The 22,075-nt window shown below is 76.0% G+C and carries 25 protein-coding genes; 5 read left to right on the plus strand and 20 right to left on the minus strand.

The genetic code is table 11. The features are described from left to right. Nucleotides 1–20 precede the first annotated feature (20 nt). On the minus strand, nucleotides 21–425 hold the full coding sequence (locus tag ACWIZO_RS03840) for an Lrp/AsnC family transcriptional regulator (RefSeq protein ID WP_448641197.1): 405 nt from the start codon (nucleotides 423–425) through the stop codon (nucleotides 21–23). A 136-nt stretch (nucleotides 426–561) separates the two neighbouring features. Between ACWIZO_RS03840 and ACWIZO_RS03845 the strand changes: the two genes are divergently transcribed. Further along, nucleotides 562–774 carry a hypothetical protein gene (locus tag ACWIZO_RS03845; protein WP_448641198.1) on the plus strand — a complete coding sequence of 71 codons (213 nt, stop codon included), beginning with the start codon at nucleotides 562–564 and terminating at the stop codon, nucleotides 772–774. Between the two features lie 154 nt (nucleotides 775–928). Here the strand turns inward: ACWIZO_RS03845 and ACWIZO_RS03850 are convergent, their stop codons facing one another. The 14 genes from ACWIZO_RS03850 to ACWIZO_RS03915 all read right to left on the minus strand — a co-directional run bounded on the left by ACWIZO_RS03850 (nucleotide 929) and on the right by ACWIZO_RS03915 (nucleotide 14,015). Beyond that, on the minus strand, nucleotides 929–1,258 hold the full coding sequence (locus ACWIZO_RS03850; RefSeq protein ID WP_448641199.1) for a hypothetical protein: 330 nt from the start codon (nucleotides 1,256–1,258) through the stop codon (nucleotides 929–931). Nucleotides 1,259–1,384: 126 nt separating this feature from the next. Beyond that, nucleotides 1,385–2,329 carry a c-type cytochrome biogenesis protein CcsB gene (gene ccsB / locus ACWIZO_RS03855; RefSeq protein ID WP_448641200.1) on the minus strand — a complete coding sequence of 315 codons (945 nt, stop codon included), beginning with the start codon at nucleotides 2,327–2,329 and terminating at the stop codon, nucleotides 1,385–1,387. After that, complete coding sequence (gene resB, locus ACWIZO_RS03860) at nucleotides 2,319–3,965, minus strand: cytochrome c biogenesis protein ResB (protein ID WP_448641201.1); 1,647 nt, start codon at nucleotides 3,963–3,965, stop codon at nucleotides 2,319–2,321. The genes ccsB and resB overlap by 11 nt, the downstream gene beginning before the upstream one ends. Next, nucleotides 3,962–4,777, minus strand: coding sequence for a cytochrome c biogenesis CcdA family protein (locus ACWIZO_RS03865; RefSeq protein WP_448641202.1), 816 nt, complete (start codon nucleotides 4,775–4,777; stop codon nucleotides 3,962–3,964). The genes resB and ACWIZO_RS03865 overlap by 4 nt, the downstream gene beginning before the upstream one ends. Nucleotide 4,778: 1 nt before the next feature. Further along, nucleotides 4,779–5,369, minus strand: coding sequence for a TlpA family protein disulfide reductase (locus ACWIZO_RS03870; protein ID WP_448641203.1), 591 nt, complete (start codon nucleotides 5,367–5,369; stop codon nucleotides 4,779–4,781). Next, nucleotides 5,366–5,998, minus strand: coding sequence for a histidine phosphatase family protein (locus ACWIZO_RS03875; protein ID WP_448641204.1), 633 nt, complete (start codon nucleotides 5,996–5,998; stop codon nucleotides 5,366–5,368). The genes ACWIZO_RS03870 and ACWIZO_RS03875 overlap by 4 nt, the downstream gene beginning before the upstream one ends. Beyond that, nucleotides 5,998–7,380 (minus strand): glutamate-1-semialdehyde 2,1-aminomutase, encoded by a 1,383-nt coding sequence (gene hemL, locus ACWIZO_RS03880; RefSeq protein ID WP_448641205.1) that lies wholly within the window; start codon nucleotides 7,378–7,380, stop codon nucleotides 5,998–6,000. The genes ACWIZO_RS03875 and hemL overlap by 1 nt, the downstream gene beginning before the upstream one ends. Continuing rightward, nucleotides 7,377–7,907, minus strand: coding sequence for a hypothetical protein (locus ACWIZO_RS03885; RefSeq protein WP_448641206.1), 531 nt, complete (start codon nucleotides 7,905–7,907; stop codon nucleotides 7,377–7,379). The genes hemL and ACWIZO_RS03885 overlap by 4 nt, the downstream gene beginning before the upstream one ends. Nucleotides 7,908–7,917: 10 nt before the next feature. Then, entirely contained in the window at nucleotides 7,918–8,919 is a 1,002-nt protein-coding gene (gene hemB, locus ACWIZO_RS03890; RefSeq protein ID WP_448641207.1) for a porphobilinogen synthase, read from the minus strand. Then, the gene (locus tag ACWIZO_RS03895) at nucleotides 8,916–10,445 is read right to left on the minus strand and encodes a uroporphyrinogen-III synthase (protein WP_448641208.1); all 1,530 of its coding nucleotides are present in this window, start codon (nucleotides 10,443–10,445) and stop codon (nucleotides 8,916–8,918) included. Before ACWIZO_RS03895 ends, hemB begins: the two co-directional genes overlap by 4 nt. 91 nt (nucleotides 10,446–10,536) lie before the next feature. After that, complete coding sequence (hemC, locus tag ACWIZO_RS03900) at nucleotides 10,537–11,475, minus strand: hydroxymethylbilane synthase (RefSeq protein ID WP_448641209.1); 939 nt, start codon at nucleotides 11,473–11,475, stop codon at nucleotides 10,537–10,539. Beyond that, a complete protein-coding gene (locus ACWIZO_RS03905) occupies nucleotides 11,472–12,836 on the minus strand; it encodes a glutamyl-tRNA reductase (protein ID WP_448641210.1) in 1,365 nt (454 codons plus the stop codon). The genes hemC and ACWIZO_RS03905 overlap by 4 nt, the downstream gene beginning before the upstream one ends. Continuing rightward, nucleotides 12,833–13,507, minus strand: a complete 675-nt coding sequence (locus tag ACWIZO_RS03910; RefSeq protein ID WP_448641211.1) for a redox-sensing transcriptional repressor Rex — start codon at nucleotides 13,505–13,507, stop codon at nucleotides 12,833–12,835. Before ACWIZO_RS03910 ends, ACWIZO_RS03905 begins: the two co-directional genes overlap by 4 nt. 253 nt (nucleotides 13,508–13,760) lie before the next feature. Continuing rightward, on the minus strand, nucleotides 13,761–14,015 hold the full coding sequence (locus ACWIZO_RS03915; protein ID WP_448641212.1) for a glutaredoxin family protein: 255 nt from the start codon (nucleotides 14,013–14,015) through the stop codon (nucleotides 13,761–13,763). A 333-nt stretch (nucleotides 14,016–14,348) separates the two neighbouring features. Between ACWIZO_RS03915 and ACWIZO_RS03920 the strand changes: the two genes are divergently transcribed. The 3 genes from ACWIZO_RS03920 (at nucleotide 14,349) to ACWIZO_RS03930 (ending at nucleotide 17,466) form a co-directional block, all read left to right on the plus strand. Beyond that, nucleotides 14,349–15,176, plus strand: a complete 828-nt coding sequence (locus ACWIZO_RS03920; protein ID WP_448641213.1) for a sigma-70 family RNA polymerase sigma factor — start codon at nucleotides 14,349–14,351, stop codon at nucleotides 15,174–15,176. Between the two features lie 130 nt (nucleotides 15,177–15,306). Then, the gene (locus ACWIZO_RS03925) at nucleotides 15,307–16,470 is read left to right on the plus strand and encodes a DUF5667 domain-containing protein (RefSeq protein ID WP_448641214.1); all 1,164 of its coding nucleotides are present in this window, start codon (nucleotides 15,307–15,309) and stop codon (nucleotides 16,468–16,470) included. 87 nt (nucleotides 16,471–16,557) lie between these two features. After that, nucleotides 16,558–17,466, plus strand: a complete 909-nt coding sequence (locus tag ACWIZO_RS03930; RefSeq protein WP_448641215.1) for an HAD family hydrolase — start codon at nucleotides 16,558–16,560, stop codon at nucleotides 17,464–17,466. Between the two features lie 142 nt (nucleotides 17,467–17,608). Here ACWIZO_RS03930 and ACWIZO_RS03935 read toward each other — a convergent pair whose 3' ends face one another. The 5 genes from ACWIZO_RS03935 to proC form a co-directional block, all read right to left on the minus strand. Then, nucleotides 17,609–18,517, minus strand: coding sequence for a lysophospholipid acyltransferase family protein (locus ACWIZO_RS03935; RefSeq protein ID WP_448641216.1), 909 nt, complete (start codon nucleotides 18,515–18,517; stop codon nucleotides 17,609–17,611). After that, complete coding sequence (locus ACWIZO_RS03940) at nucleotides 18,510–19,628, minus strand: NAD-dependent epimerase/dehydratase family protein (protein WP_448641217.1); 1,119 nt, start codon at nucleotides 19,626–19,628, stop codon at nucleotides 18,510–18,512. Before ACWIZO_RS03940 ends, ACWIZO_RS03935 begins: the two co-directional genes overlap by 8 nt. Before the next feature lie 10 nt (nucleotides 19,629–19,638). Then, on the minus strand, nucleotides 19,639–19,737 hold the full coding sequence (locus ACWIZO_RS03945; RefSeq protein ID WP_012854759.1) for a 30S ribosomal protein bS22: 99 nt from the start codon (nucleotides 19,735–19,737) through the stop codon (nucleotides 19,639–19,641). A 261-nt stretch (nucleotides 19,738–19,998) separates the two neighbouring features. After that, nucleotides 19,999–20,340: a helix-turn-helix domain-containing protein gene (locus ACWIZO_RS03950; RefSeq protein ID WP_448641218.1), complete on the minus strand. Its 342-nt coding sequence runs from the start codon at nucleotides 20,338–20,340 to the stop codon at nucleotides 19,999–20,001. A gap of 251 nt (nucleotides 20,341–20,591) precedes the next feature. After that, nucleotides 20,592–21,410 carry a pyrroline-5-carboxylate reductase gene (proC, locus tag ACWIZO_RS03955; RefSeq protein ID WP_448641219.1) on the minus strand — a complete coding sequence of 273 codons (819 nt, stop codon included), beginning with the start codon at nucleotides 21,408–21,410 and terminating at the stop codon, nucleotides 20,592–20,594. Nucleotides 21,411–21,496: 86 nt separating this feature from the next. Here proC and ACWIZO_RS03960 point away from each other — a divergent pair, with 86 nt between their 5' ends. Continuing rightward, nucleotides 21,497–22,066: a type 1 glutamine amidotransferase domain-containing protein gene (locus ACWIZO_RS03960; RefSeq protein WP_448641220.1), complete on the plus strand. Its 570-nt coding sequence runs from the start codon at nucleotides 21,497–21,499 to the stop codon at nucleotides 22,064–22,066. The last annotated feature ends 9 nt before the right edge of the window (nucleotides 22,067–22,075 follow it).

Raw genomic sequence — 22,075 nt, forward strand, 5'->3', positions numbered from 1 at the left:
CTCCTGACTGCGGTCGGGCGTCACGCCGTCCGCCCCTCCCACTTGGTGGAGAGGACGACGGTGGTGCGGGTGCGGGCGACGCCCCTGATCCTGTTCAACGCGCTGATGGCCGCCTCCAGTGCCGGGATGTCGGTCACCCGGACCTTGAGCACGTAGCCCTCGCTGCCGGCCACGCGCCAGCAGTCCTCGACCTCGGGCATCTCCCACAGGGCGGCCTCGACGCCGGTGTCGTCGACCGAGTCGCTCTCGATGACGCCGATCAGCGCGGTCACGTCGAGGCCGAGGGCGGCGGGGTCGACGACGGCGCGGTAGCCGGTGACGACCCCCGCGGCCTCCAGCTTGCCCACCCGCTCGTGCACCGCCGGTGCGGACAGGCCCACCTGGCGCGCCAGCTCGGCGTAGCTGGCCCGGCCGTTGGCGCGCAACAGGTCGATCAGCTGCCGGTCGACGGCGTCGATGAGGCCCTCCGTGTCGGTGCCTGGCGGGGCGGGTCGCGCCCCACCCCCGAGTATCCCAGCGGACGTACATTGGCGGTGAGGCCGAGTCGAGGAGGTGCGCCCGGTGGCGTTCGTGGTGCTGCTGGCGATCGCGGTGGCCGTGGTCGTGCTCGTCGTGCGAGCGACCGCCGTGGCCGGGAGGGGGCTGCGTCAGCAGCGCCCGGCCCGCCGTCCGCGCCCGCCGCGCGCCACCCGTCCGGTGGCTCCCGACGACGACCCGGAGTTCCTCCGCGAGCTGGGCCGCCGCGTCCGCCGCGACGACGGCTCCCCCGCCTAGCGCGCCCACCCGTGGCCCCCGCGGGGGGCCGCCCCGAGCCCGGTGAGGTGCCGGCACGGCCTCCCTGCAGGGGCCTGGTGACGTGCTGGAACGGCCTCCCTGCAGGGGCCTGGTGACGTGCGGAGCGAGGCGTGGGGGCAGGGAGGTCCTTACATCAGGCCGCGCGGCCGCCGAAGAGCCGGCGCCAGCCGCCGCGCGGACCCGGCGGCCCGGGCTCGTCCCCGGGTGCGGGCACGGGCGGGACGGCGTCCATGCGGGCGGTCTCGTCGGGGCCGCCCGGTGCCGTGTCGCCGGCGGTGTCGGTCGACCCGGGCCAGCCGAGCCCGCCACCGGTCGTGGTGTCCCCCGGCCAGCCGAGGCCGCTCTCCGTGCCCTCGGCGCGGGGTGCGTGCCGGGTGACGGGTGCGCCGGCCGGCTGCTGCGCGAGCGCGGCGGCGACGAGCGGGTCGGTGCCGGCGTCGTCGGGCGCCGCGTGCCTACCCACGGCGTCCTCCGCGGCGCTCCCCCGTGCATGCAGTCATGGAGGAATGGAAGCACGCAACCGAGCCCACGCGCCCACGCCCTCGCGCAGGGGCGACGGGTGTGACCGGGTGGGGCGGATGAGGTGGGGTCAGCTCAGCCCGCCGTAGCTGTGCAGCCCGGTCGACACCATGTTCACGTAGAGCAGGTTGAAGACCATGACCGCCAGGCCCACCACGTTCACCCATGCCGCGGGCCGGCCGCGCCAGCCCGCCGTCGTGCGGGCGTGCAGGTAGGCGGCGTAGACGACCCAGGCGATGAAGGCCCAGGTCTCCTTGGGGTCCCAGCCCCAGAACCGGCCCCAGGCGCTCTCGGCCCAGATGGCGCCGGCGATGACGGCGAAGGTCCAGACGGGGAACCCGAAGACGGCGGTGCGGTGGGCGACCCGGTCGAGGGCGGCCGCGGTGGGGAGGCGGGCGGCCAGCCCCGATGCGTCGCCGCCGCGGGCCTCGTGCCGCGACCGGACCAGGTACAGGACGCTGGCGATGCCGCTGACGAAGAAGACGCCGAAGCCGAGGATCGCCGTGGTCACGTGCACGGCCAGCCAGCTCGAGCGCAGCGCGGCCACCAGCGGGCCGGCCTCGGCGTAGAGGAACAGCCCGATCGCCACGAGGCTGACCACGACCGGCGCGAGCACGAACACGGCGGCGTGGCGCAGGCCCGGCGAGCGCAGCGCCAGCACCAGGAAGGCCACGACGGCGACGAGCACGACAGCCGTCGCGAACTCGTACATGTTGCCCCAGGGCAGCCGGCCGGTGGCCATCCCGCGGGTCACCAGGACGCCGGCGTGGGTCAGCGCCCCGAGTCCGGTGAGCGCCATGGCCGCCTGTCCCCAGCGGCGCACCGGCGCGGGGTCGGCGTCCGGCGCGGGGGCGGCCGGCGCGGCCGGGGCGCCGGCGCCCACCAGCTCCTGCGCGCGGGCCGGGCGCCGGCCGAAGGCCAGCTGCGCGCAGGAGGCCACGACGGCCAGGGAGTAGAGACCGACGCTGATCGTGAACAGCGTGTCGGACAGGGCGGCCAGCTGGTCAGCGGTCACGCGGGGAGGCCTCCGGTCGCGGTGCGCCGCCGTCGGGGGACGGGGCGCGGGTGGTGGCGCGGGCGGCCAGGGCCGCCCGCAGGTCGTCGGTGAGCGCCGTGAAGCGGAGTGCGCCGTCGCCGCTGCCGCGCGTCAGGACCCCGACGCCGAGCACGGTACCGCCGTCGCCGGGAGCCGTGTCGGCGCGGGCGAAGACGCGCTCCCGGCGCAGCAGGAGCATGCCGAGCAGGCCGGCCAGGACGGCGATCGCGGCGGCGAGCACCCAGACCTGGCCCGGGTCGTGCGAGAACTGCAGGGAGGCGAACTCCTTGGCGCCGGTGAAGGTCACCGTCGTCCCGTCGGGCAGGGTGAGGGACTCCCCGACCGACAGGTTGCCCCGGCCGACCTCGCTGAGCCGGCCGCGCTCGATCTGCGAGGCGTCGAGCGAGTAGACCGACTGCGGCAGGCCGGAGTCCAGGCCGAGGTAGCCCTGGTAGGCCACGATCGCGACCTGCGGCGCCAGCGGCCGCGGGTCGATCGAGGTGAGGATGCCGCCCTGCACGAGGCCGGTGGGGGCGAAGAAGCCCTGCAGGGCCAGCTGGTCCTCCGCGCCGGCGCCGAGGTCGGGGAGCTTGAGCGCGCCCTCGCTGGCCATCGTGGACTGCTCGGTGGGCAGGAACGGCGCGGAGACGTCGTCGAAGGTGGTCCCGTCGGGCAGCGTCACGGTGAACGTCGGGCTGAACCCGTGGCCGGTGACGTAGACCCGGTCGCCGTCGACGCGCAGCGGGTCGTTGACGCCGATCGTCGTCGGCCGGCCGGCCTCCCCCGGGGCGCCGTAGGTGACGTCGGCGGTGAACGAGGCCGCGGTCAGGTCCTCCTCGTACTCGGCGCGGAAGTCGTCGAGGCCGACGCAGATCGGCGTCAGGTCGCTGCCCTCGACGAGCGCGCCGGCGGAGTAGGTGTCGTACTGCTGGAAGGAGTTGCAGAACCGCTGGCCCTCGGTGACCAGGATGCTGCCCTCGTAGCCCCACAGTTTGCCGCCGGCCAGCGCCAGCAGCAGGGCGACCAGGGCCAGGTGGAAGACCAGGTTGCCGGCCTCCTTGAGCAGCCCCTTCTCCGCCGAGAGCTCCGGCACGCCCCCGCGCTCGCGGCGGACGACGCGGTAGCGGCGGACCCGCAGCTCCTCCTCGATCACGTCGAGCGCGGCCGCCGCGGGCAGCGGGGTGGCCAGTTCCGCGGCGTCGGGCAGTCGGGAGAGCCGGCGCGGGGCGGGCGGCGGCGGGGTGCGCAGGGCGCGGGCGTGCTCGAGCGCGCGGGGCAGCACGCAGCCGATCAGCGAGACGAACAGCAGCAGGTAGACCGCGGCGAACCACGGCGAGCTGAAGACGTCGAAGAGGTAGAGCCGGTCGAGCAGCGGCGCGAGCGTGGGGTGGTCGGCGGCGTACTGGCTGACCTTGCTCTGCGACAGGGAGCGCTGCGGCAGCAGCGAGCCCGGGATGGCGGCGAGCGCGAGCAGGAACAGCAGCACGATCGCCGTGCGCATCGCGGTGAGCCGGCGCCACTGGCGCAGCAGGAACCCGGCCAGCCGGCGGACGGCGGAGGGGCGGGCCGGCGGCGGAGGGGCGGCCGCCGGCCGGGGCGGAGCGGTGACCGTCACAGCAGCGACTCCCCCAGGCCGGTGGCGGCGAGCCACGCGCGCAGCCACGCCATCATCTCGCTCCAGGCGCCGGTGACGAGCAGCAGCCCGACCAGCACGAGGACGGCGCCGCCGAAGCGGGTCACGGCGCGGGCGTGCCGGCGCAGGAACGTCGTCGCCCCGACCGCCCAGCGGGCGCCGAGCGCGACGAGCACGAACGGGACGCCCAGCCCCAGGCAGTAGGCGACCGACAGCAGCGCCCCGCGGCCCGCGGTGGCCTCGGTGTAGGCCAGCGAGTACACCGCCGACAGCGTCGGGCCCAGGCACGGCGTCCAGCCCAGCCCGAAGACCACGCCGAGCAGCGGCGCCCCGGCCAGCCCGGCCACCGGCCGGACCGACAGCCGCCGGGTGCGCTGCAGGAACGGCAGCCGGCCGAGGAAGGCCAGGCCCACGACGATGACGACGACGCCCATCACCCGGGTGATGACGTCGTCGTACTGCACCAGCAGGCGGCCCAGCCCGCCCAGGGCGGTGCCGACGGTCACGAACACCGCGGTGAAGCCGAGGACGAACAGCACCGCGCCGAGCACCATGCGCCCGCGCGGGGAGCGCTCGTCGGTGCGGACGGCGGTGGCGGTGGCGCCCTCCCCGGCGGGCACGGGAGCGGCGGTGCGCACACCGCTGCCGACCAGGCCGGTGACGTAGGAGAGGTAGCCCGGCACCAGCGGCAGCACGCAGGGCGAGGCGAAGCTGACCAGCCCGACGAGGGCGGCGACGGCGGCGGCGACGAGCAGCGGGCCGTCGGTGACGAGCGCGGCGAACTCCTGCCCCACCTCAGGCCTCCTCGCCGAGCAGCCGGTCGATCACCGCGCGCAGGTCGTCCTGGGCGACCTCGCCGGTGTAGACGGCGGCCACCCGGCCGTCACGGTCCAGCACGATGGTGGACGGGATCGCGGTGGCCGGGTAGTCCCGGAACGCCAGGGCCACCTCGCCGGCGGGGTCGTAGAGCGAGGGGAACTCGATGCCCTGGCTGTCGACGAACGCCTGGGCGAACTGCTCGTCGGCCTCCTTGACGTCGAGCCCGAGGAAGGACACGCCCCGGTCGCGGACGTCGGCGTAGACCTCCTGGAACCGCGGCGTCTCCACCCGGCAGGGCGGGCACCAGGAGCCCCAGAAGTTGAGGACGGCGACCTCTCCCGCCAGCGCGTCGGAGGTCCAGTCCCCGCCGCCGAGCAGGGTGCCGCCGAAGTCCGGCGCCGCGGCCCGCTCGGCCGCCGGGATGACCTCCCCGGCGGGCGTGCCCGCGACGAAGCGGAACTCCCCGCCGTTGGTGACGTCGACCTGGCCCTCCCCGGTGGAGCAGCCGGTGAGGACGGCGAGCGTCGCGGTCGCGGCGAGCAGGGCACGTCTCCGCGGGGTGGTCATGCGCCCGGTACCGCGTCGGGGTCGGTGGCCCCGGCGGGCTCGGCGTAGCTGACGCCGGCGACCCGGTCGCCGTCGTAGGTCACCGAGGTGACGCTGGCCAGCCCGCACTGCCGGCGGCGCGGGTCGTGGGCGTAGCGGCGGCCCTCCAGGTGCAGCCGCAGCGTCCAGATGGGCAGCTGGTGGCTGACGCAGACGGCGGCGCTGCCGCGTGCGGCGTCGCGGGCGGCCTCGACGGCGGCCAGCATCCGCGCGGCGATCTCGACGTAGGGCTCGCCCCACGACGGCCGCAGCGGGTTGCGCAGCTTCCACCAGTGCTGTGGCGAGCGCAGCGCGCCGTCGCCGACACCGACCCGCAGCCCCTCGAAGGCGTTGCCGGCCTCGATCAGCCGCTCGTCGACCGCCACCGGCAGGTCCAGGCGCTCGGCGAGGGGCGCCGCGGTCTGCTGGGCGCGCTCGAGCGGGCTGGACACCAGGTGCGTGACGCCGCGGCCGGTGAACCACTCCGCCGCCGTCCGGGCCATCTCCTCGCCTGCCGCGGACAGCCGGTAGCCGGGCAGCCGCCCGTAGAGGACACCCCGGGGGTTGTGCACCTCCCCGTGCCGGAGCAGGTGGACGACGGTCGTCTCCATCAGGGCTGCAGCTCCTGGGCGTCCTTGGCGACCTCGGCGGGCGGCGCGTCGGCCGGGTCGGCGGCCGCGGCCGCGCGGGCGGCGGCCGGCAGCGCCGCGAGCACCCGCTCCACGGCCTCGTCGTCGAGCGCGGCGCTGACGAACCAGGACTCGAAGGCCGAGGGCGGCAGGTACACCCCGCGGGCGAGCATCTCGTGGAAGAAGGCGCGGTGCGCGGCGGTGTCCTGGGTGCGGGCGTCCTCGTAGTCGCGCACCTGGCGCTCGTCGGGCACGAAGAACACCGAGAACATGGAGCCGGCCTGCTGCACCCGGTGGGGGACGCCGGCGGCGAACAGCGCCGCGCTGGTCGCGCCGCGCAGGACGACGGCCGCCTCGTCGCAGCGGGCGTAGACCTCCTCGGTGCAGTGCCGCAGCGTGGTCAGGCCGGCGGCGACGGCGACCGGGTTCCCCGACAGCGTGCCGGCCTGGTACACCGGCCCGGTCGGGGCGAGGTGGTCCATGAGGTCGGCCCGGCCGCCGAAGGCCGCGGCCGGCAGCCCGCCGCCCATGACCTTGCCGAAGGTGAACAGGTCGGCGTCGACGGGGTCGAGGCCGTACCAGCCCGAGCGCGACACCCGGAAGCCGGTCATGACCTCGTCGAGCAGCAGCAGCGCGCCGTGCGCGGCGGTGATCCGCCGCAGGTGGCCGTTGAAGCCGTCCAGCGGCGGGACGACGCCCATGTTGCCCGGCGCGGCCTCGCTCACCACGACGGCGATGTCGGCGCCGCGCTCGGCGAAGACCTGCTCGACCGCGGCGACGTCGTTGTAGGGCAGCACGATGGTGTCGGCGGCCGCGCCGGTGGTGACGCCCGGGGTGTCGGGCAGGCCGAGCGTGGCGACGCCGGAGCCGGCCGAGGCCAGCAGCGCGTCGACGTGGCCGTGGTAGCAGCCGGCGAACTTGACCACCAGGGGCCGGCCGGTGGCGCCGCGGGCCAGCCGCACCGCGGAGAGCACCGCCTCGGTGCCGGAGTTGACCAGCCGGACCCGCTCCACCGGGCGCATCCGGGCGATGATCTCCTCGGCCAGCTCCAGCTCGCCCTCGGTGGGCGCGCCGAAGGACAGCCCGCGGCGGGCGGCCGCGGTCACCGCCTCGACGACGGCCGGGTGGGCGTGGCCGAGGATCATCGGCCCCCACGAGGCGACGAGGTCCACGTAGCGGCGCCCGTCGGCGTCGGTGAGGTAGGGGCCCTGAGCCTGCGCCATGAAGCGCGGGGTGCCGCCCACGGCCCGGAAGGCGCGGACCGGGGAGTTCACGCCGCCGGGGATGACCTGCTGCCCGCGGGCGAACAGGTCGGCCGAGACGGGCGCCGAGTAGTCGTACCGAGCGGTGTCCAGCGAGGTCACGGCCCCAGTGTCCCCCTCGGCCCGGAGCGGCTGCCGGGGGTGTCGGGGTCGGCGACCTGTGACGTCGGGCTCCCCGGCACCGACCCGAGCAGGGCCGCGCCCAGCGCGGCGGGGTCGCGGGTGGGCACGAGCACGGTGCGCCCGTCGGTCAGCCGCAGCGGCAGCCCGGTGCGGCCGCGCGGCACCGACCAGCCGCCGCCGAGCACGGGGGCGCCGGCGTCCACGCCCGCCGTCCCGTCGCGGACGGCGCGCAGGTGCGCGGCGTCGACGTCGGCCAGCGGCACCCGCTCGCGGCCCACCGAGAGCGCGCCGTCGGGGCCCCGCGGGTCGACCCGCACGGTCCAGACGCGGCGGGCGGCCGAGCAGACCGAGGCGGCGACGCCGAGCACGGCGACCGCGGCGAGCAGCCACACCAGCGGCGGCACGCCGGGCCCGGGGAGGACGGCGTCCAGGACGGCGAGGAGCCCGAGGACCCCGGCGGCCAGCAGGAACGGCCGCCAGGAGCCCCCGGGCTCGACGTAGGACATCAGCTGCTGGTCACCGGCGCAGCAGGCGCGCGGCCTCGACCGCCCAGTAGGTGAGCACCTGGCCGGCACCGGCCCGCCGGATGGCGGTCAGCGTCTCCAGGATGGCCCGCTCGCGGTCGATCCAGCCGTTGCGGGCGGCCGCCTCGACCATCGCGTACTCGCCGCTGACCTGGTAGGCGCTGACCGGGACGTCGACGGCGTCGGCGACCCGGGCGACGATGTCGAGGTAGGGCAGCGCGGGCTTGACCATGACCGCGTCGGCGCCCTCGGCGAGGTCCTGGGCCACCTCGCGCAGCGCCTCGTCGGCGTTGGGCGGGTCCATCTGGTAGGTCGAGCGGTCGCCGAACTGCGGCGCGCCCTCGGCCGCCTCGCGGAAGGGCCCGTAGAAGCCCGAGGCGTACTTGGCGGCGTAGGCGAGGATCGGCGTCTCGGGAAAGGCGCTCGAGTCCAGCGCGCGGCGGATGGCCGCCACCTGCCCGTCCATCATCCCGCTGGGGGCGATGACGTGGGCACCGGCCCGCGCCTGCGCGATCGCCACGGCGGCGTAGCGGTCCAGCGTCGGGTCGTTGTCGACGACGCCGGACGGGGTGATCAGGCCGCAGTGCCCGTGCGAGGTGTACTCGCACAGGCACAGGTCGGCCATCAGCACCAGCTCGTCGCCGAGGTCGGCCCGCAGCTCGCGCAGCGCGACGTTGACGATGCCGTCGGCGGCGTCGGCCTGCGAGCCGACCTCGTCCTTCTCCGCCGGGATGCCGAAGAGGACCAGCCCGCCGATGCCGGCCTCGGCGGCCTCGTGCGCGGCCTTGCGCAGCGAGTCGACCGTGTGCTGGACGACGCCGGGCATCGAGCCGATGGCGACCGGCTCGTCGATGCCCTCCTTGACGAAGACCGGCAGCACGAGGTCGGCCGGGGCCACCCGGGTCTGCGCGGTGAGCCGGCGCAGCGCGGGGGTCGACCGCAGGCGGCGCCCGCGTGCGAAGCCCGGGTTCGCCCCACCCTGCGCGGCGGTCACTCCCCGGCCTCCGCCCGCCGGGCCTCGGCGAACTCGGCCAGCGCGTCGACCAGCGGGCCGACCGCGGCGGTCTCGGGCTGCACGTCCACGCGCAGGCCGAACTCCTGCGCGGTGGCGGCGGTGGCGGGGCCGATCACCGCGACGACGGTCTTGGCGTGCGGCTTGCCGGCGATGCCGACCAGGTTGCGCACGGTGCTCGACGAGGTGAAGCACACCGCGTCGAAGCCGCCGCCCTTGATGGCCTCGCGCACCGGCGCCGGCGGCGGGGCGGCCCGCACGGTGCGGTAGGCGGTCACGTCGTCGATCTCCCAGCCGCGCTCCTGCAGGCCCGCGGCGAGGGTCTCGGTGGCGATGTCGGCGCGCGGCAGCAGCACCCGGTTGATCGGGTCGAGGACGTCGTCGTAGTCGGGGAAGTCGGCCAGCAGGCCCTCGCTGGACTGCTGCCCGGTGGGCACCAGCTCCGGCACGATGCCGAACGCGCGCACCGACTCGGCGGTCTGCTCGCCCACGCAGGCGACCTTGACGCCGGCGAACGCGCGGGCGTCGAGGCCCAGCTCGGCGAACTTCTCGCGGACGGCCTTCACCGCGTTGGCCGAGGTGAACACGATCCACCCGTAGCGGCCGGTGACCAGGCCCTTGACGGCGCGGTCCATCTGGGCGGCGCTGCGCGGCGGCTCCACGGCGATCGTCGGCACCTCGACCGGCACCGCGCCGTAGGCCCGCAGCCGGTCGCTCATCTCGCCGGCCTGGTCCTTGGTGCGCGGCACGAGGACGCGCCAGCCGAACAGCGGCCGGCTCTCCCACCAGGAGAGCTTGCCGCGCTTGTCGACGGCCGAGCCCACGGTGGCCACGACCGGGCCGGTGAACGGGTCGAGCCCGGCGGTCTTCTCGGCGACGGCCGACAGCTTGGCCACGACGCTGCGCTGGCCGGTGCCCGAGCCGCCGCTGGTGACGACCACCGGGGTGCTGCCGGACAGGCCGCCCTCGACCAGCCGCGCGGCGGCGTCGGGCAGCTCCTCGACCGCGCCCTGCAGCACGATCGGGGCGCCGAGCGCGCCGGCCGCACCGGCCAGCGCCGGCAGGTCGACGTCGCCGGCGCGCAGGTCGGCGGTCAGCGAGGTGCCGCCCAGGGCGACGCCGGCGAAGGCCGGGACGGCGGTCGCCGGCGCGACGCCGGGGACGACGTCGAAGGGCACCGAGGTGCGGCCGACGGCGAGCACCTCCCTAACCGCGGCGTCGGAGGTGAACGGGTCGCCGGCGACGAGCCGGACGACGACCTCGCCGCCCTTGGCCGCGGCGACGGCGGCCTTGGCGACCTCGGCCGGCTCGCCGCTGACCGCGGTGAGCTCGAGGCCGGGGCGGCCGTCGCGGACGGCGTCCTGCACGGCGGCGGGGACGTCGGGGTCGACCTGCACCACCGTGGCCTCGGCCAGTGCGGCCGTGGCCCGGGCGGTCAGCATGCCGGGGTCGCCGGGGCCGGCGCCGACGAAGACGACGCGGCCTGGGGTCTTGCGGAAGCGCGTCATCGCGAGCTCCTGGTCCTTGTGTGTGTCGTGGCCCCCGGGAGGGCGTGTGCGGGGGTCGTGGGCGCCGGGGCGGGCTGCCCGGCGGAGGGGGTCACCGGGACGCCGCCACGAGCTCGGCGGCGCCGCGGTCGAGCAGCTCGGCGGCCAGGGCACGGCCCAGCCGATCGGCGTCGGCGACCGGGCCGGTGACGGAGTCGCGGACGCCGTCGCTGCCGTCGATCGCGGTGACCGAGGCGCGCAGCCACAGCTCCAAGCCGTCGTCGCCCTCGGCGAGCTCGGCGTACGCCGCGACGGGAGCGCTGCAGCCGGCCTCGAGGGCGGTCAGCGTGGCCCGCTCGGCCACCACGCAGGCGCGGGTGCCGGCGTCGTCGAGCGGAGCGAGCAGCTCGCGCGTGCGCGCGTCGTCGGCCCGGCACTCGACGGCCAGCGCGCCCTGCGCCGGCGCGGGCAGCACCTGCAGCGGGTCGAGGGTCTCGGTGACCGCGTCGAGCCGGCCGAGGCGGGCCAGGCCCGCGCGGGCCAGCACGACGGCGTCGAGGTCGCCGGGGACGACGCGCGCCATCCGGGTGTCGACGTTGCCGCGGATCGGCACGACCTCCAGGCCCAGGCCGAGGGCGCGCAGCTGGGCGACCCGGCGCGGGGCGCCGGTGCCGACGCGGGCGCCGACGGGCAGCCCGCCCAGGGTCAGCCCGTCGCGGGCGACGAGGGCGTCGCGCGGGTCCTCCCGCGGGGGGACGGCGGCCAGCGCCAGGCCCGGCTCGGGCGCGGTCGGGAGGTCCTTGTAGCTGTGCACGGCGACGTCGACGGTGCCCTCGAGCAGCGCGCGGCGGATCGCGGTGACGAAGACACCGGTGCCGCCGAGCTGGGCGATGGCCGCGGCCGAGCGGTCGCCCTCGGTGCTGATGTGCACCAGCTCGACCGGCACGCCGCTGGCCGCGGTGATGGCGTCGGCGACCGTCTGCGACTGGGTGCGGGCCAGCTGGCTGGCGCGGGTGCCCAGCCGCAGCGTGCCCGTGGCGGTGAGGGTCATGCCGCACCGCCGGGGCGCAGCTCGTCGGGGTCGACGGTGACCGCCTCGGCCAGCCGCGTGCCGTCGGTGGGGACCTCGGCGTCGATGCCCAGCCCGAACAGGGCGCGTAGCGCGTCGGCGTAGTCGACACCGCCCGGGGTGCTGGCCAGCTCCTTGACCCGCACCGTCGGCTCGTGCAGCAGCTTGTCGACGACGCGGCGCACGGTGCGGGCGATCTCGTTGCGGGCGCGGGCGTCGAGGTCGGGCAGGCGGGTGGACAGCCGCAGCAGCTCGGCGTCGACGACCTCGGCGGCCTGGCTGCGCAGCGCCGACACGGTGGGCGCGACGGCGGCGGCCTGCCGCTCGGCGCGCAGCAGCGCGGTCTCGGCCTCGATCAGCACGTGCGCGGCGGAGACGTCGTCGGCACCCACGGGCCCGGCGACCGGGTCACCGCCGGCGGCCGAGCGCTCCCCCTGCAGCAGGGCCAGGTCGACGACGTGGACGCCGGGCAGCGCGGCGACGCCGGGGTCGACGTCGCGGGGCAGCGCCAGGTCGACGACGGCCAGCGGCCGGCCGGTCCGCCCGGCCATCGCGGTGGCGACGGCGTCGGTGCTCACGACCAGGCCGGTGGCGCCGGTGCAGGTGACCAGCACGTCGGCGGCGGCGATCGCCCGCGGCAGGTCGGCCAGCTCGGCGGTGTCGCCGTCCACGGCGGCGGCCAGCCGCGCGGCCGACTCCGGCGACCGGCTGGCGACCGTGACCAGCGCGCCGCGGCGGGACAGCGTGGTGGCCGCCAGCGCGCCCATCGACCCGGCGCCGACCACGAGCGTCGGCCGGCCGGCCAGCGGGCCGACGCGGGCCTCGGCGTGGTCGAGCGAGACGGTCACCAGGTTGGCGCCGGCGCGGTCGATGCCGGTCTCGGCGTGCACGCGCTTGCCCACGCGCAGGGCGTGCTGGGCGACCGGGTGCAGCTCACGGCCGACCGTGCCCTCCTCCTGGGCGAGGGCGTAGGCGGCGCGCAGCTGGCCGAGCACCTGGGTCTCGCCGACCACCATCGAGTCCAGGCCCGCGGCGACGGTGAACAGGTGGGCGACGGCCTGGTCCTCGTAGTGGACGGTGACGTAGGGCGAGAGCTCCTCGACCGTGGCGCCGGCCTGGCGGGCCAGCACGCGGCTGACCTCGGCGACGCCGCCGTGGAAGCGGTCGACCTCGGCGAAGACCTCGACCCGGTTGCAGGTGGCCAGCACGAGCGACTCGCTGACGTGGTCGCTCTCGACCAGCTCGTGCAGCGCCTTGACCTGGTCGTCGCGCGACATCGCGAACTGCTCGAGCAGGGCGACCGGCGCGGTCTGGTGGCTGATGCCGACGGCGAGCAGGCTCATGCCATCCCCCCGGCGAGGACCGCGGAGGAGGCAGCCGCGGGCCCGCGCTGCTTGTCGAGGAAGGCGAGGACCTGCAGCTCCACGGAGAGGTCGACCTGGCGCACGTCGACCTCCGCGGGGGCGGTGAGCGCCACGGGCGCGAAGTTCAAGATGCTCCTCACCCCGGCCGCGGTCAGCCGGTCGCAGACCTGCTGGGCCACCTCGGCCGGTGTCGCGATGACCCCGATCGTCGCCCGGGTGGCGGCGACGACCTCGTCGAGCTCCTCGATGGGCCGGACCGGCCGGCCGCCGACCTGCTGGCCCACCCGGGCCGGCGAGGCGTCGAACAGGCCGACGAACTCGAAGCCGCGGCTGCCGAAGCCGCCGTAGCCGGCCAGCGCCGAGCCGAGGTTGCCCAGACCGACGAGGACGCAGGCGTGCGCCGTCTCCATCCCGAGCACACCGGCGATCCGGTCGCGCAGGGTGGCCACCTCGTAGCCGACGCCGCGGGTGCCGCAGGGGCCGAGGTGCGAGAGGTCCTTGCGCAGCCCCGCCGGGTTGACGCCGGCCGCCGAGGCGAGCTCACCGGAGGAGACGGTGCCGCGACCGCCGTCGGCGAGCCCGGTGAGCACCCGCAGGTACACGGCCAGGCGGGCGACGGTGGCCTCCGGGATCCGGGGCCGCGGCTGCATCACGGGCCTACTCCACAGTGGTCGCACCCGGGCGACGGCGGGAGCCGAGGGGGGTGGACGGCATCGGGGATCCGGACGGAGCGCCGCCCGGTGTCTGCCACGGTAGCCGCTTGTGAACGCAGGAACAAAGTCCCGGTGACCTCACCGGGTCCCGGGCCAGCACGGACGGGTCCTGCCTGTGTCCGACACCATAACAAGGACCCCCTCGCCCCCCCATCTCGCGAACTCGCGGCGAGCCCCTGCACGGGGGCGTCTAGCGGAGTCCCAGGTCCCGGCGCAGGCGGGGCACGTCCACGGTGAAGTACGAGTGCTCGCGGCCGTCGAGCAGCACCACCGGCACCCGGTCGCCGTACTCGGCCCGGAGCTCCGGGTCGGTGTCGACGTCGACCTCGCGACTGGTCACGCCGGCCTCGGCGGCGACCCGGGTGACCGTCTCCCGGGCGGTCGCGCACAGGTGGCACCCGGCGCGGGTGAGCAGCTCCAGCCGCACGGGGGGATCGGTGGTCACGGTGCGCTCCCGTCGGTGACGGCGTCCTCGGGCGGGGCCGGTCCACGCGGCCGGCTCGCTCGGCCGACCTCGCCGGTGGGCGAGTGTGGCAGGGCCGGCGGGAGGCCGTCGACGTCGCCACCCCCGCAGCGGGTGGGGAGGGCGACGGCGTCGGACCCCCGACCTCGGGCACGGGGACGTGGAGGTGGTCTCCACCGGCCGATGTGGACGCGGAGCGACGATGGCGTCACCATGGGAGAAGACACGCAGCGCCGCAGGCACCCGTCGGGCTGCGAGACCCCCGTCGGGCGAGCCGCCGCGGCTCGGCGGGCCGACGAGGAGGACGACGCCCGCATGCCGCAGTCGCGCCCGGTGGACGCGCGGTCGCCCGCCGTCCCGGCCCGGCGGCCCAGCCCGCGCCCCGCACCGCTCCCCCACCACGACGTGGAGAGCACCGCCGCACCGGACGGCGCTCCCGAGGAGGACGTCGACGCCGACCCCCTGGTCACGCGGCCGGGTGCCGGTCCGGGCACCCGCGAGCCGAACGTGGTCGCCGAGCTGCCCCGGGAGGGCGCGGACCAGGACGGCGCGGCCGCCGGGGAGGCGGCCGCCCACGGGGAGGAGCGACCCGCCGACCGGGTCGACGTCTGGGAGCTCGTCCGCAGCACCCAGGCCGGCGACGCCGAGGCCTTCGGCCGGCTCTACGACCACTACGTGACCCTGGTCCACCGCTACGTGCTGCACCGGGTGGGCGACCGCGCGCAGGCCGAGGACTTCACCAGCGAGACCTTCGTGCGGGCGCTGCGCGGCATCGACTCGCTGTCGTTCCAGGGCCGCGACGTCGGGGCGTGGCTGGTGACGATCGCGCGCAACCTCATCCGCGACCACGTGAAGAGCGGCCGCTTCCGGCTCGAGGTCACCACCGCGGACATGCGCGACGCCGACCGCGCCACCGACGGCCCCGAGGACGCCGTGATCGCGCGCCTGACCAACGAGCAGCTGCTGGCCTGCATCCGCCAGCTGGGCGGCGAGCAGCAGGAGTGCATCTCGCTGCGCTTCCTGCAGGGACTGTCGGTGTCCGAGACGGCCGCCGTCATGGGCAAGAAGGACGGCGCGGTCAAGGCGCTGCAGCACCGGGCGGTGCGGCGGCTGGCCGGCCTGCTGCCGGAGGGGCTGTGGTGACGTGCGCCACCCACTCCGGCAGCCGCCGCGTTGTCACCTCCCGCGTTGTTACCTCCCGGTACGCCGTAACGGGCCCTGAGCGGCCTCGTTGCTCCGGTCGACCGCACACCCGACCGACCGGAGGACCACGGTGAGCCCCAAGCACGGCGGCGCGGGCGGCTCGCACCGCGCGCCCGTGCCCGACCGGGAGGCGGCTCTGGAGGCCCGCCTGCGCGCGCTCGCCGCCGACCTCGACGACGAGCCGGCCTCCGGGTTCCGCGCGGCCACCCGCGCCCGGCTGGTCGCGATGGCCGCCGTCCGGTCCCCGGAGCCGGCGCCGCGGCGCCTGCGGTGGCTCACCCCGCGCGGTCCGGCGCGGCTCTGGCGGGCACGGCTGACCGCCGGCCTGGCCGGTGCCGCCCTGACCGTCACCGCGCTGGGCGCGCTCGTCGCGCTGGCGACCGACGCCCAGCCCGGCGACGCGCTCTACGGGCTCAAGCGCGGCACCGAGCAGACCCGGCTGGCCCTGGCCGGCGACGAGCGCGGGCTGACCCTGCTGGGGTTCGCGAGCACCCGGCTGCAGGAGCTCGACGAGCTGGTCGACGGCCCTCCCGGGACGCCACCGGCGGACCTGGTGCGCGACACGCTGGCGACCATGGACGCGCAGACCGAGGAGGGCGCCGCCCTCGTGTTCTCCCGCGCGGTCGACGCCGGTGACGCCGCGACGCTGACGGTGCTCAGCGGCTGGGCGCAGGAGCAGCGCTCGGGCCTGTCCGAGCTGCAGCCGGCGCTGCCCGGCGACACCGGCACCGCGGCCGGCCACTCGCTCGGCCTGGTCACCGAGGTCGGTGCCCGCGCCGGCGACCTGCAGGCGGTGCTCGAGTGCCCCACGGGCCCGGCGACGGCGGGCAACGACGAGCTCGGCCCGCGACCGGCCCCCTCCTGCGGGACCGCCGGGACACCGCCGCCGAGCCCGGCTCCCCCCTCCGCCGGCACTCCCGACCCGGCTCCCCCGACGACCGACCAGCCCTCGGGTGCGGCCGGCCCGACGCCGGGTTCCGACGCCTCGGCGCCCACCTCGGCCGCCCCCTCCGGCGACGGTGGTGCGGACTCCTCCGCGGCGCCCACGGGCGGGAGCACGCCCGCGCAGACGTCGTCCCCTGCCGTGCCCGGGGGCGAGCAGCCCGACCCGTCGGGGCCGCCGGCCGACGGGACCGGCAGCTCCCCGAGCTCGCCGACACCGGCTCCCGGCGGACCGTCCGGGCCGGTCCTGGACACGCCGCTGCCCGTCTGCCTCCCACCGCTGGTGTGCTGAGCACCTAGCCGGGCCCGGCCACCCGGGCCCGGCTAGGGTCGCGGGGTGCCGCCTCCGGGCGGCCGGGGGAGAGCAGGGAGGTGCCCGGTGCCGGGACTGCCGTTCCGGAGCCGCCGCGGGCGGGCTGCCGAGGTCGTGCCGGACGAGGAGACCCGGGCGCACGTCGCCGGTGCGGCGTCCGCGGCCGCTGCGGAGGTCGAGCCCGTCCCGGCCGTCGTCGTCGACCGGACCGCGGCCGCGTTCTTCGACGTCGACAACACGATGATGATGGGCGCCTCGCTGTTCTGGTTCGCCCGCGGCCTGGCCTCGCGCAAGTACCTGACCTCGCGCGACCTGAAGCGCTTCGTGTGGCAGCAGGCCAAGTTCCGCGTCGCCGGCAACGAGAGCGCCGGCGACATGCACACCATCCGCGAGAGCGCGCTGGCCTTCGTCACCGGCCGCGAGGTCGCCGGGATCGTGCAGGCCGGCGAGGAGATCTACGACGAGCTCATGGCCGACCGGATCTGGTCGGGCACGCGCAACCTCGCCCAGCAGCACCTCGACGCCGGGCAGCGGGTGTGGCTGGTGACCGCCACACCGGTCGAGCTGGCGCGGATCATCGCCCACCGGCTCGGCCTCACGGGAGCCCTCGGCACGGTGTCCGAGGTGGTCGACGGCTGCTACACCGGCCGGCTCGTCGGCGAGCTCATGCACGGTGAGGCCAAGGCCGAGGCGGTGCGGGCACTGGCCGAGCGGGAGGGCCTGGACCTCTCCCGGTGCACCGCCTACAGCGACTCGGCCAACGACCTGCCGATGCTCACCCTCACCGGGACCGCCGTGGCGGTGAACCCCGACAGCGAACTGCGCGCCGTCGCCCGCTCGCGGGGGTGGACGATCCGTGATTTCCGCACCGGCCGCAAGGCGGCGCGGATCGGCGTCCCCACCGTCGCGGCCGCGGCGCTCACCGGCGGCGTCGTCGGCGGCACGATCGCCTACCGCCGCCGCCGGCTGATCTGATCCGTCGGCCGGCCGGTCGCGCCCCGGTGTGTGCACACACTGCGGTGCGCGGACGCACCGGACCGCGCTGTGTGCACACACCGGCGTCTCGACGCCCCTGAGGGCCCGGCTGGGTGCACGACCGTCAGGAGGTGACCGGCCGTCAGGAGAACACGGAGGTGCGCTGCAGGAGCAGCTGGTAGATCGACTGCTGGATGGTCTCGCGCACCTGGTCGGTGAGGTTGAAGACCAGCATCGGGTCCTCGGCGGCGGCGGGCCCGTAGGACGCCGTCTCGATCGGGCGGCCGAAGGCGATCAGCCACTTCGACGGCAGCGGCACGAGCCCGAGCGGGCCGAGCGCCGGGAACGTCGGCGTGATCGGGAAGTAGGGCAGGCCGAAGAGCCGGGCGACGGTCTTGGCGTTGCCGACCATCGGGTAGATCTCCTCGGCGCCCACGATGGCGCAGGGGACGATCGGCTTGCCGGTGCGCAGGGCGGCTGTGACGAAACCCCCGCGGCCGAAGCGCTGCAGGGTGTACCGGTCGCGGAACGGCTTGCCGATCCCCTTGAACCCCTCGGGGAACACGCCGACCAGCTCCCCGCCGGTCAGCAGCCGCTCGGCGTCCTCGGTGCAGGCCAGCGTGGCGCCGAACTTGCGGGCCAGGGAGCCGACCGCGGGCAGGTCGAAGACCAGGTCGGCGCCGAGCAGCCGGAACCGCCGCTGCGCGGGGTGGTCGTCGTGCAGCGCCACGGTGGCCATGAGGGCGTCGACCGGGATCGTGCCGGAGTGGTTGGCCACGACCAGCGCCCCGCCGTCCGCGGGCACGTTCTCGACGCCGTGGGTCTCCACCCGGAACCAGCGGCGGAACAGCGGCCGCAGCAGCGGCAGCAGCACGTGGTCGGTGAGGTCGGGGTCGAAGCCGAACTCATCGGTCCCGTACTCGCCGGTCATCCGGCGGCGGAGGAACTCCAGGCCGCCGACCACCTGCTCGTCCCAGGTCGGGTCCGACGCCGACGGGACGTGCGACTGCTCGTCGTCGGGCCGCAGCGGGATGACGCGCGCCTCAGGCATCGCGCACCGCCCGCAGGCCGGGGGACGCCGGCGCCGGCCGCAGCCGGCCGTGCACCGCGCTGCCGACCGACGAGGAGAGCGCGCCGGCGCGCGCCACCAGCGCTTCGGCCTGCGTCGTGACCTCACCGACCAGGTCCTTGGGGACGACGGGCGGCACGGTGCGTGCGTAGTCGTCCAGCGCGGCCTCCGTGCTGTACCGGGGGGTGTAGCCGAACTCGGTGCGCAGCACGGTCGTGTCGACGACGCGGCCGAAGTTGAGGAAGCGCATCTGCTCCGGGGAGTAGTCGACGAAGCCGAACCGGCGGGTGAGCCGGCCCAGCGAGCCCAGCGCGGGCGAGGGCACCGGCAGCTGCAGCCGGCCGAGCCGGCGGATGACCTGCGACAGCAGCAACGTGCCCTCTCCCCCGACGTTGACCGTGCCCGCGAACTCGCCGGTGGTGGCCCGGGTGAGCACGCCCAGCGCGTCGTCCTCGTGCAGCAGCTGCACGCGGGCGTCGTAGCCGAGGGCGGTCGGGACGACCGGCATGCGCAGGAAGCCGGTGAGCACCGAGTCGATCCGCGGGCCGATGAAGTTGGTGAACCGCAGGACGGCGACCCCGACGTCGGGACGGCGGCGCGAGAACGACCGCGCGTAGCCCTCGATGTCGAGGCTGTCCTTGGCGAACCCGCCCGCCGGCACCCGGCGGGCCTGCATGGCCTCGGTGAAGACGGCGGGGTCGCGCGGTGAGGCGCCGTAGACGGCGCTGGTCGACTTGAGCACCAGCCGGCGCACCGACGGCGCGCGCTGGCAGGCGGCGAGGAGCTGCATCGTCCCGATGACGTTGAGCTCCTTCATCGGCCCCCGCCCGCCGGACCCGGCCGGGGTGGAGCTGATGTTCATGTGCACGACGGTGTCGACACCCGCCGTGCTGATGACCTTGCCGATCAGCGGGTTGCGGATGTCGGCGCGGACGAACTCGGTGCGACCGAGGCGGCGGAGCAGCTCGGCCGACGGGGGGACGGTGTCCACCCCGATGACCCGCCCGATGGCGGGGTCGCGAGCCAGCTCGGCCGCCAGCGCACCGCCGAGCCACCGGCTCACACCGGTGACCAGGACGACGGCAGGCGGCACGAGCGTCAGCTCACTTCTTGTTGCGACGCTGCACGCGGGTCTTCTTGAGCAGCTTGCGGTGCTTCTTCTTCGCCATCCGCTTGCGCCGCTTCTTGATGACCGAACCCATGTCCTGCTCCCGACGTCGTGGCCGCGTGGCACGGACCGCAGGGGCGGAACCGGGCGCCACGCGAGTGTGGATCAGCTCGTGTGCGACGGCTCCGGCCGGGGCCGGGGTGTCGCTCGGGGCCCGAGCCTACCCGGCGCCCCCGCGGCGACGCTGCCGCGGGAACCCGGCCGGGGTCGATCCCACCACCGGAGGGGATCAGGTGGCTCCCTGCAGGGGCCCGCGCCGAGCGGAGCGAGGCGTGGGGGCAGGGAGGTCCTCACCTCAGGCGATGTCGGTGTAGGCGTCGCGCAGGTAGTCCTGGACGGCGCGCTCGGGGACGCGGAAGGAGCGACCGACGCGGACGGCGGCGAGCTCGCCGGCGTGCACGAGGCGGTACACGGTCATCTTGGAGACGCGCATCATGCTGGCGACCTCGGCGACGGTCAGGAAGGTGACCGTGGCGCGCTGCTGCGGGACGACCGGGCGGCCGACCGGGACGGCGGCCGGGTGCTGCGGGCCGACGGGGCGGGCCATGGTGGCGGCCGGGATCGGGCGGCCCATCGGGCGCGGGCCGGGGACGGCCGGGCGGACGTAGGCGGCGTGGGTGCGCTGGGGCATGGTCATGATCAGTCTCCAGACCTAGCACGCGTCGGGCGTCGGCTTCCCCACCGACTACGGGACACGCACGTGCTGATACAGAGAGTAGGGGGACCGACGTGACAGATGCGATGGAAGAAACGGACAGGCGGAACGGTCCGTCCTGGGCAGAACTACACGTAGGCAACACGCTGCACAGCCGTATCGGCGCGTCGTCAAGGCGCTGTGTCGACTCGGTGACGCAGCGTCCCCCTTCGGCCGCGTCGTAGCGGTTACGGTCAGCGGCTCCCGTCGGCCCGGCCGAGCTCGACCGAGCGCTGCGCGGCCGCCTCGATGGCCGAGATGAGCGCCGACCGGACGGAGTGGCGCTCCAGCTCGCGGATGCCGGCCATCGTCGTCCCGCCGGGGCTGCTCACCGCGTCGCGCAACTGGGCCGGGTGCTGGCCGGACTCGCGCAGCATCACCGCTGACCCCAGCGCGGTCTGCACCACCAGCTCGGTGGTCAGCGCCCGCGGCAGGCCCAGCAGCACGCCGGCGTCGACCATCGCCTCGACCAGGTAGAAGAAGTAGGCCGGGCCGCTGCCCGACAGCGCCGTCACCGCGTCCTGCTGGTGCTCGGGCACGCGGGCCACCCGGCCGACCGTCGACAGCAGCGCCTCGGCCTCGTCGAGCTCGGCCTCCCCGGCCGAGGCCCCGGCCGACAGCACGCTCATGCCCTCGTCGACCAGCGCGGGGGTGTTCGGCATGACCCGCACCACCGGCACCCCGGCCGGCAGGGCCGCCTCGAGGGTGGCGGTGGACGCGCCCGCGGCGATGCTGACCACCAGGTGCCCGGGGGTGACCGAGGGAGCGAGCAGGCGCAGCAGCGCCGGCAGGTCCTGAGGCTTGACCGCCAGCAGCAGCACGCGCGAGCGGGCGGCGGCCTCCTCGAGGCCGACGACCTCGACGCCGTACCGCTGCGCGAGCTCCTGCCCGCGCTCCGGGTGCTTCTCGCAGACGACGACGCCCTCGGGCCCGGACCGCCGGACCAGCCCGGCCAGCAGCGCCTCGCCCATCTTCCCGCCGCCCAGGACCGCCAGGCCCCGCCGCTCGCTCATGTCCCTGCTCCCGCCTGTCGAGGTCCCGGTCGGACCGTAGTGCGCCGGGCGTGTGCCACCCCGCGGGCCCGGGTAGCCGCCGCCGCATGGCAGGAGAACTGGACGGGATGAAGGTGGCCGTGCTCGCGACCGACGGCGTCGAGCAGGTGGAGCTCGAACGGCCGTGGCAGGCGCTGGAGGAGGCCGGAGCGGAGCCCGAGCTGGTGTCGCTGGACAGCGGGACCATCACCATGTACCAGCACATCGACAAGGGCGACCAGAAGCAGGTCGACACGACCGTCGCCTCGGCCGACCCCGAGGACTACGCCGCGCTGGTCCTGCCCGGCGGCGTCATCAACGGCGACTTCGTGCGGGCCGACGCCGACGCGGTCGCCTTCGTGAAGGCGTTCTTCGACGCCGACAAGCCGGTGGCGGCGATCTGCCACGCGCCGTGGGTGCTCGCCGAGGCCGACGTCGTACGCGGCCGGCGGATGACGTCGTGGCCCTCGCTGCAGACCGACCTGCGCAACGCCGGTGCGAAGTGGGTCGACGAGGAGGTCGTCGTCGACGGCAACCTGGTCACCAGCCGCAACCCCGACGACCTCGACGCCTTCGGCGCGGCGATCGTCGAGCAGTTCGCGCAGGCCGCCACCGACGGGGACGACGAGGACGAGTGAGGAACCGCC

This window comes from Geodermatophilus sp. URMC 63 (genome assembly GCF_053502565.1).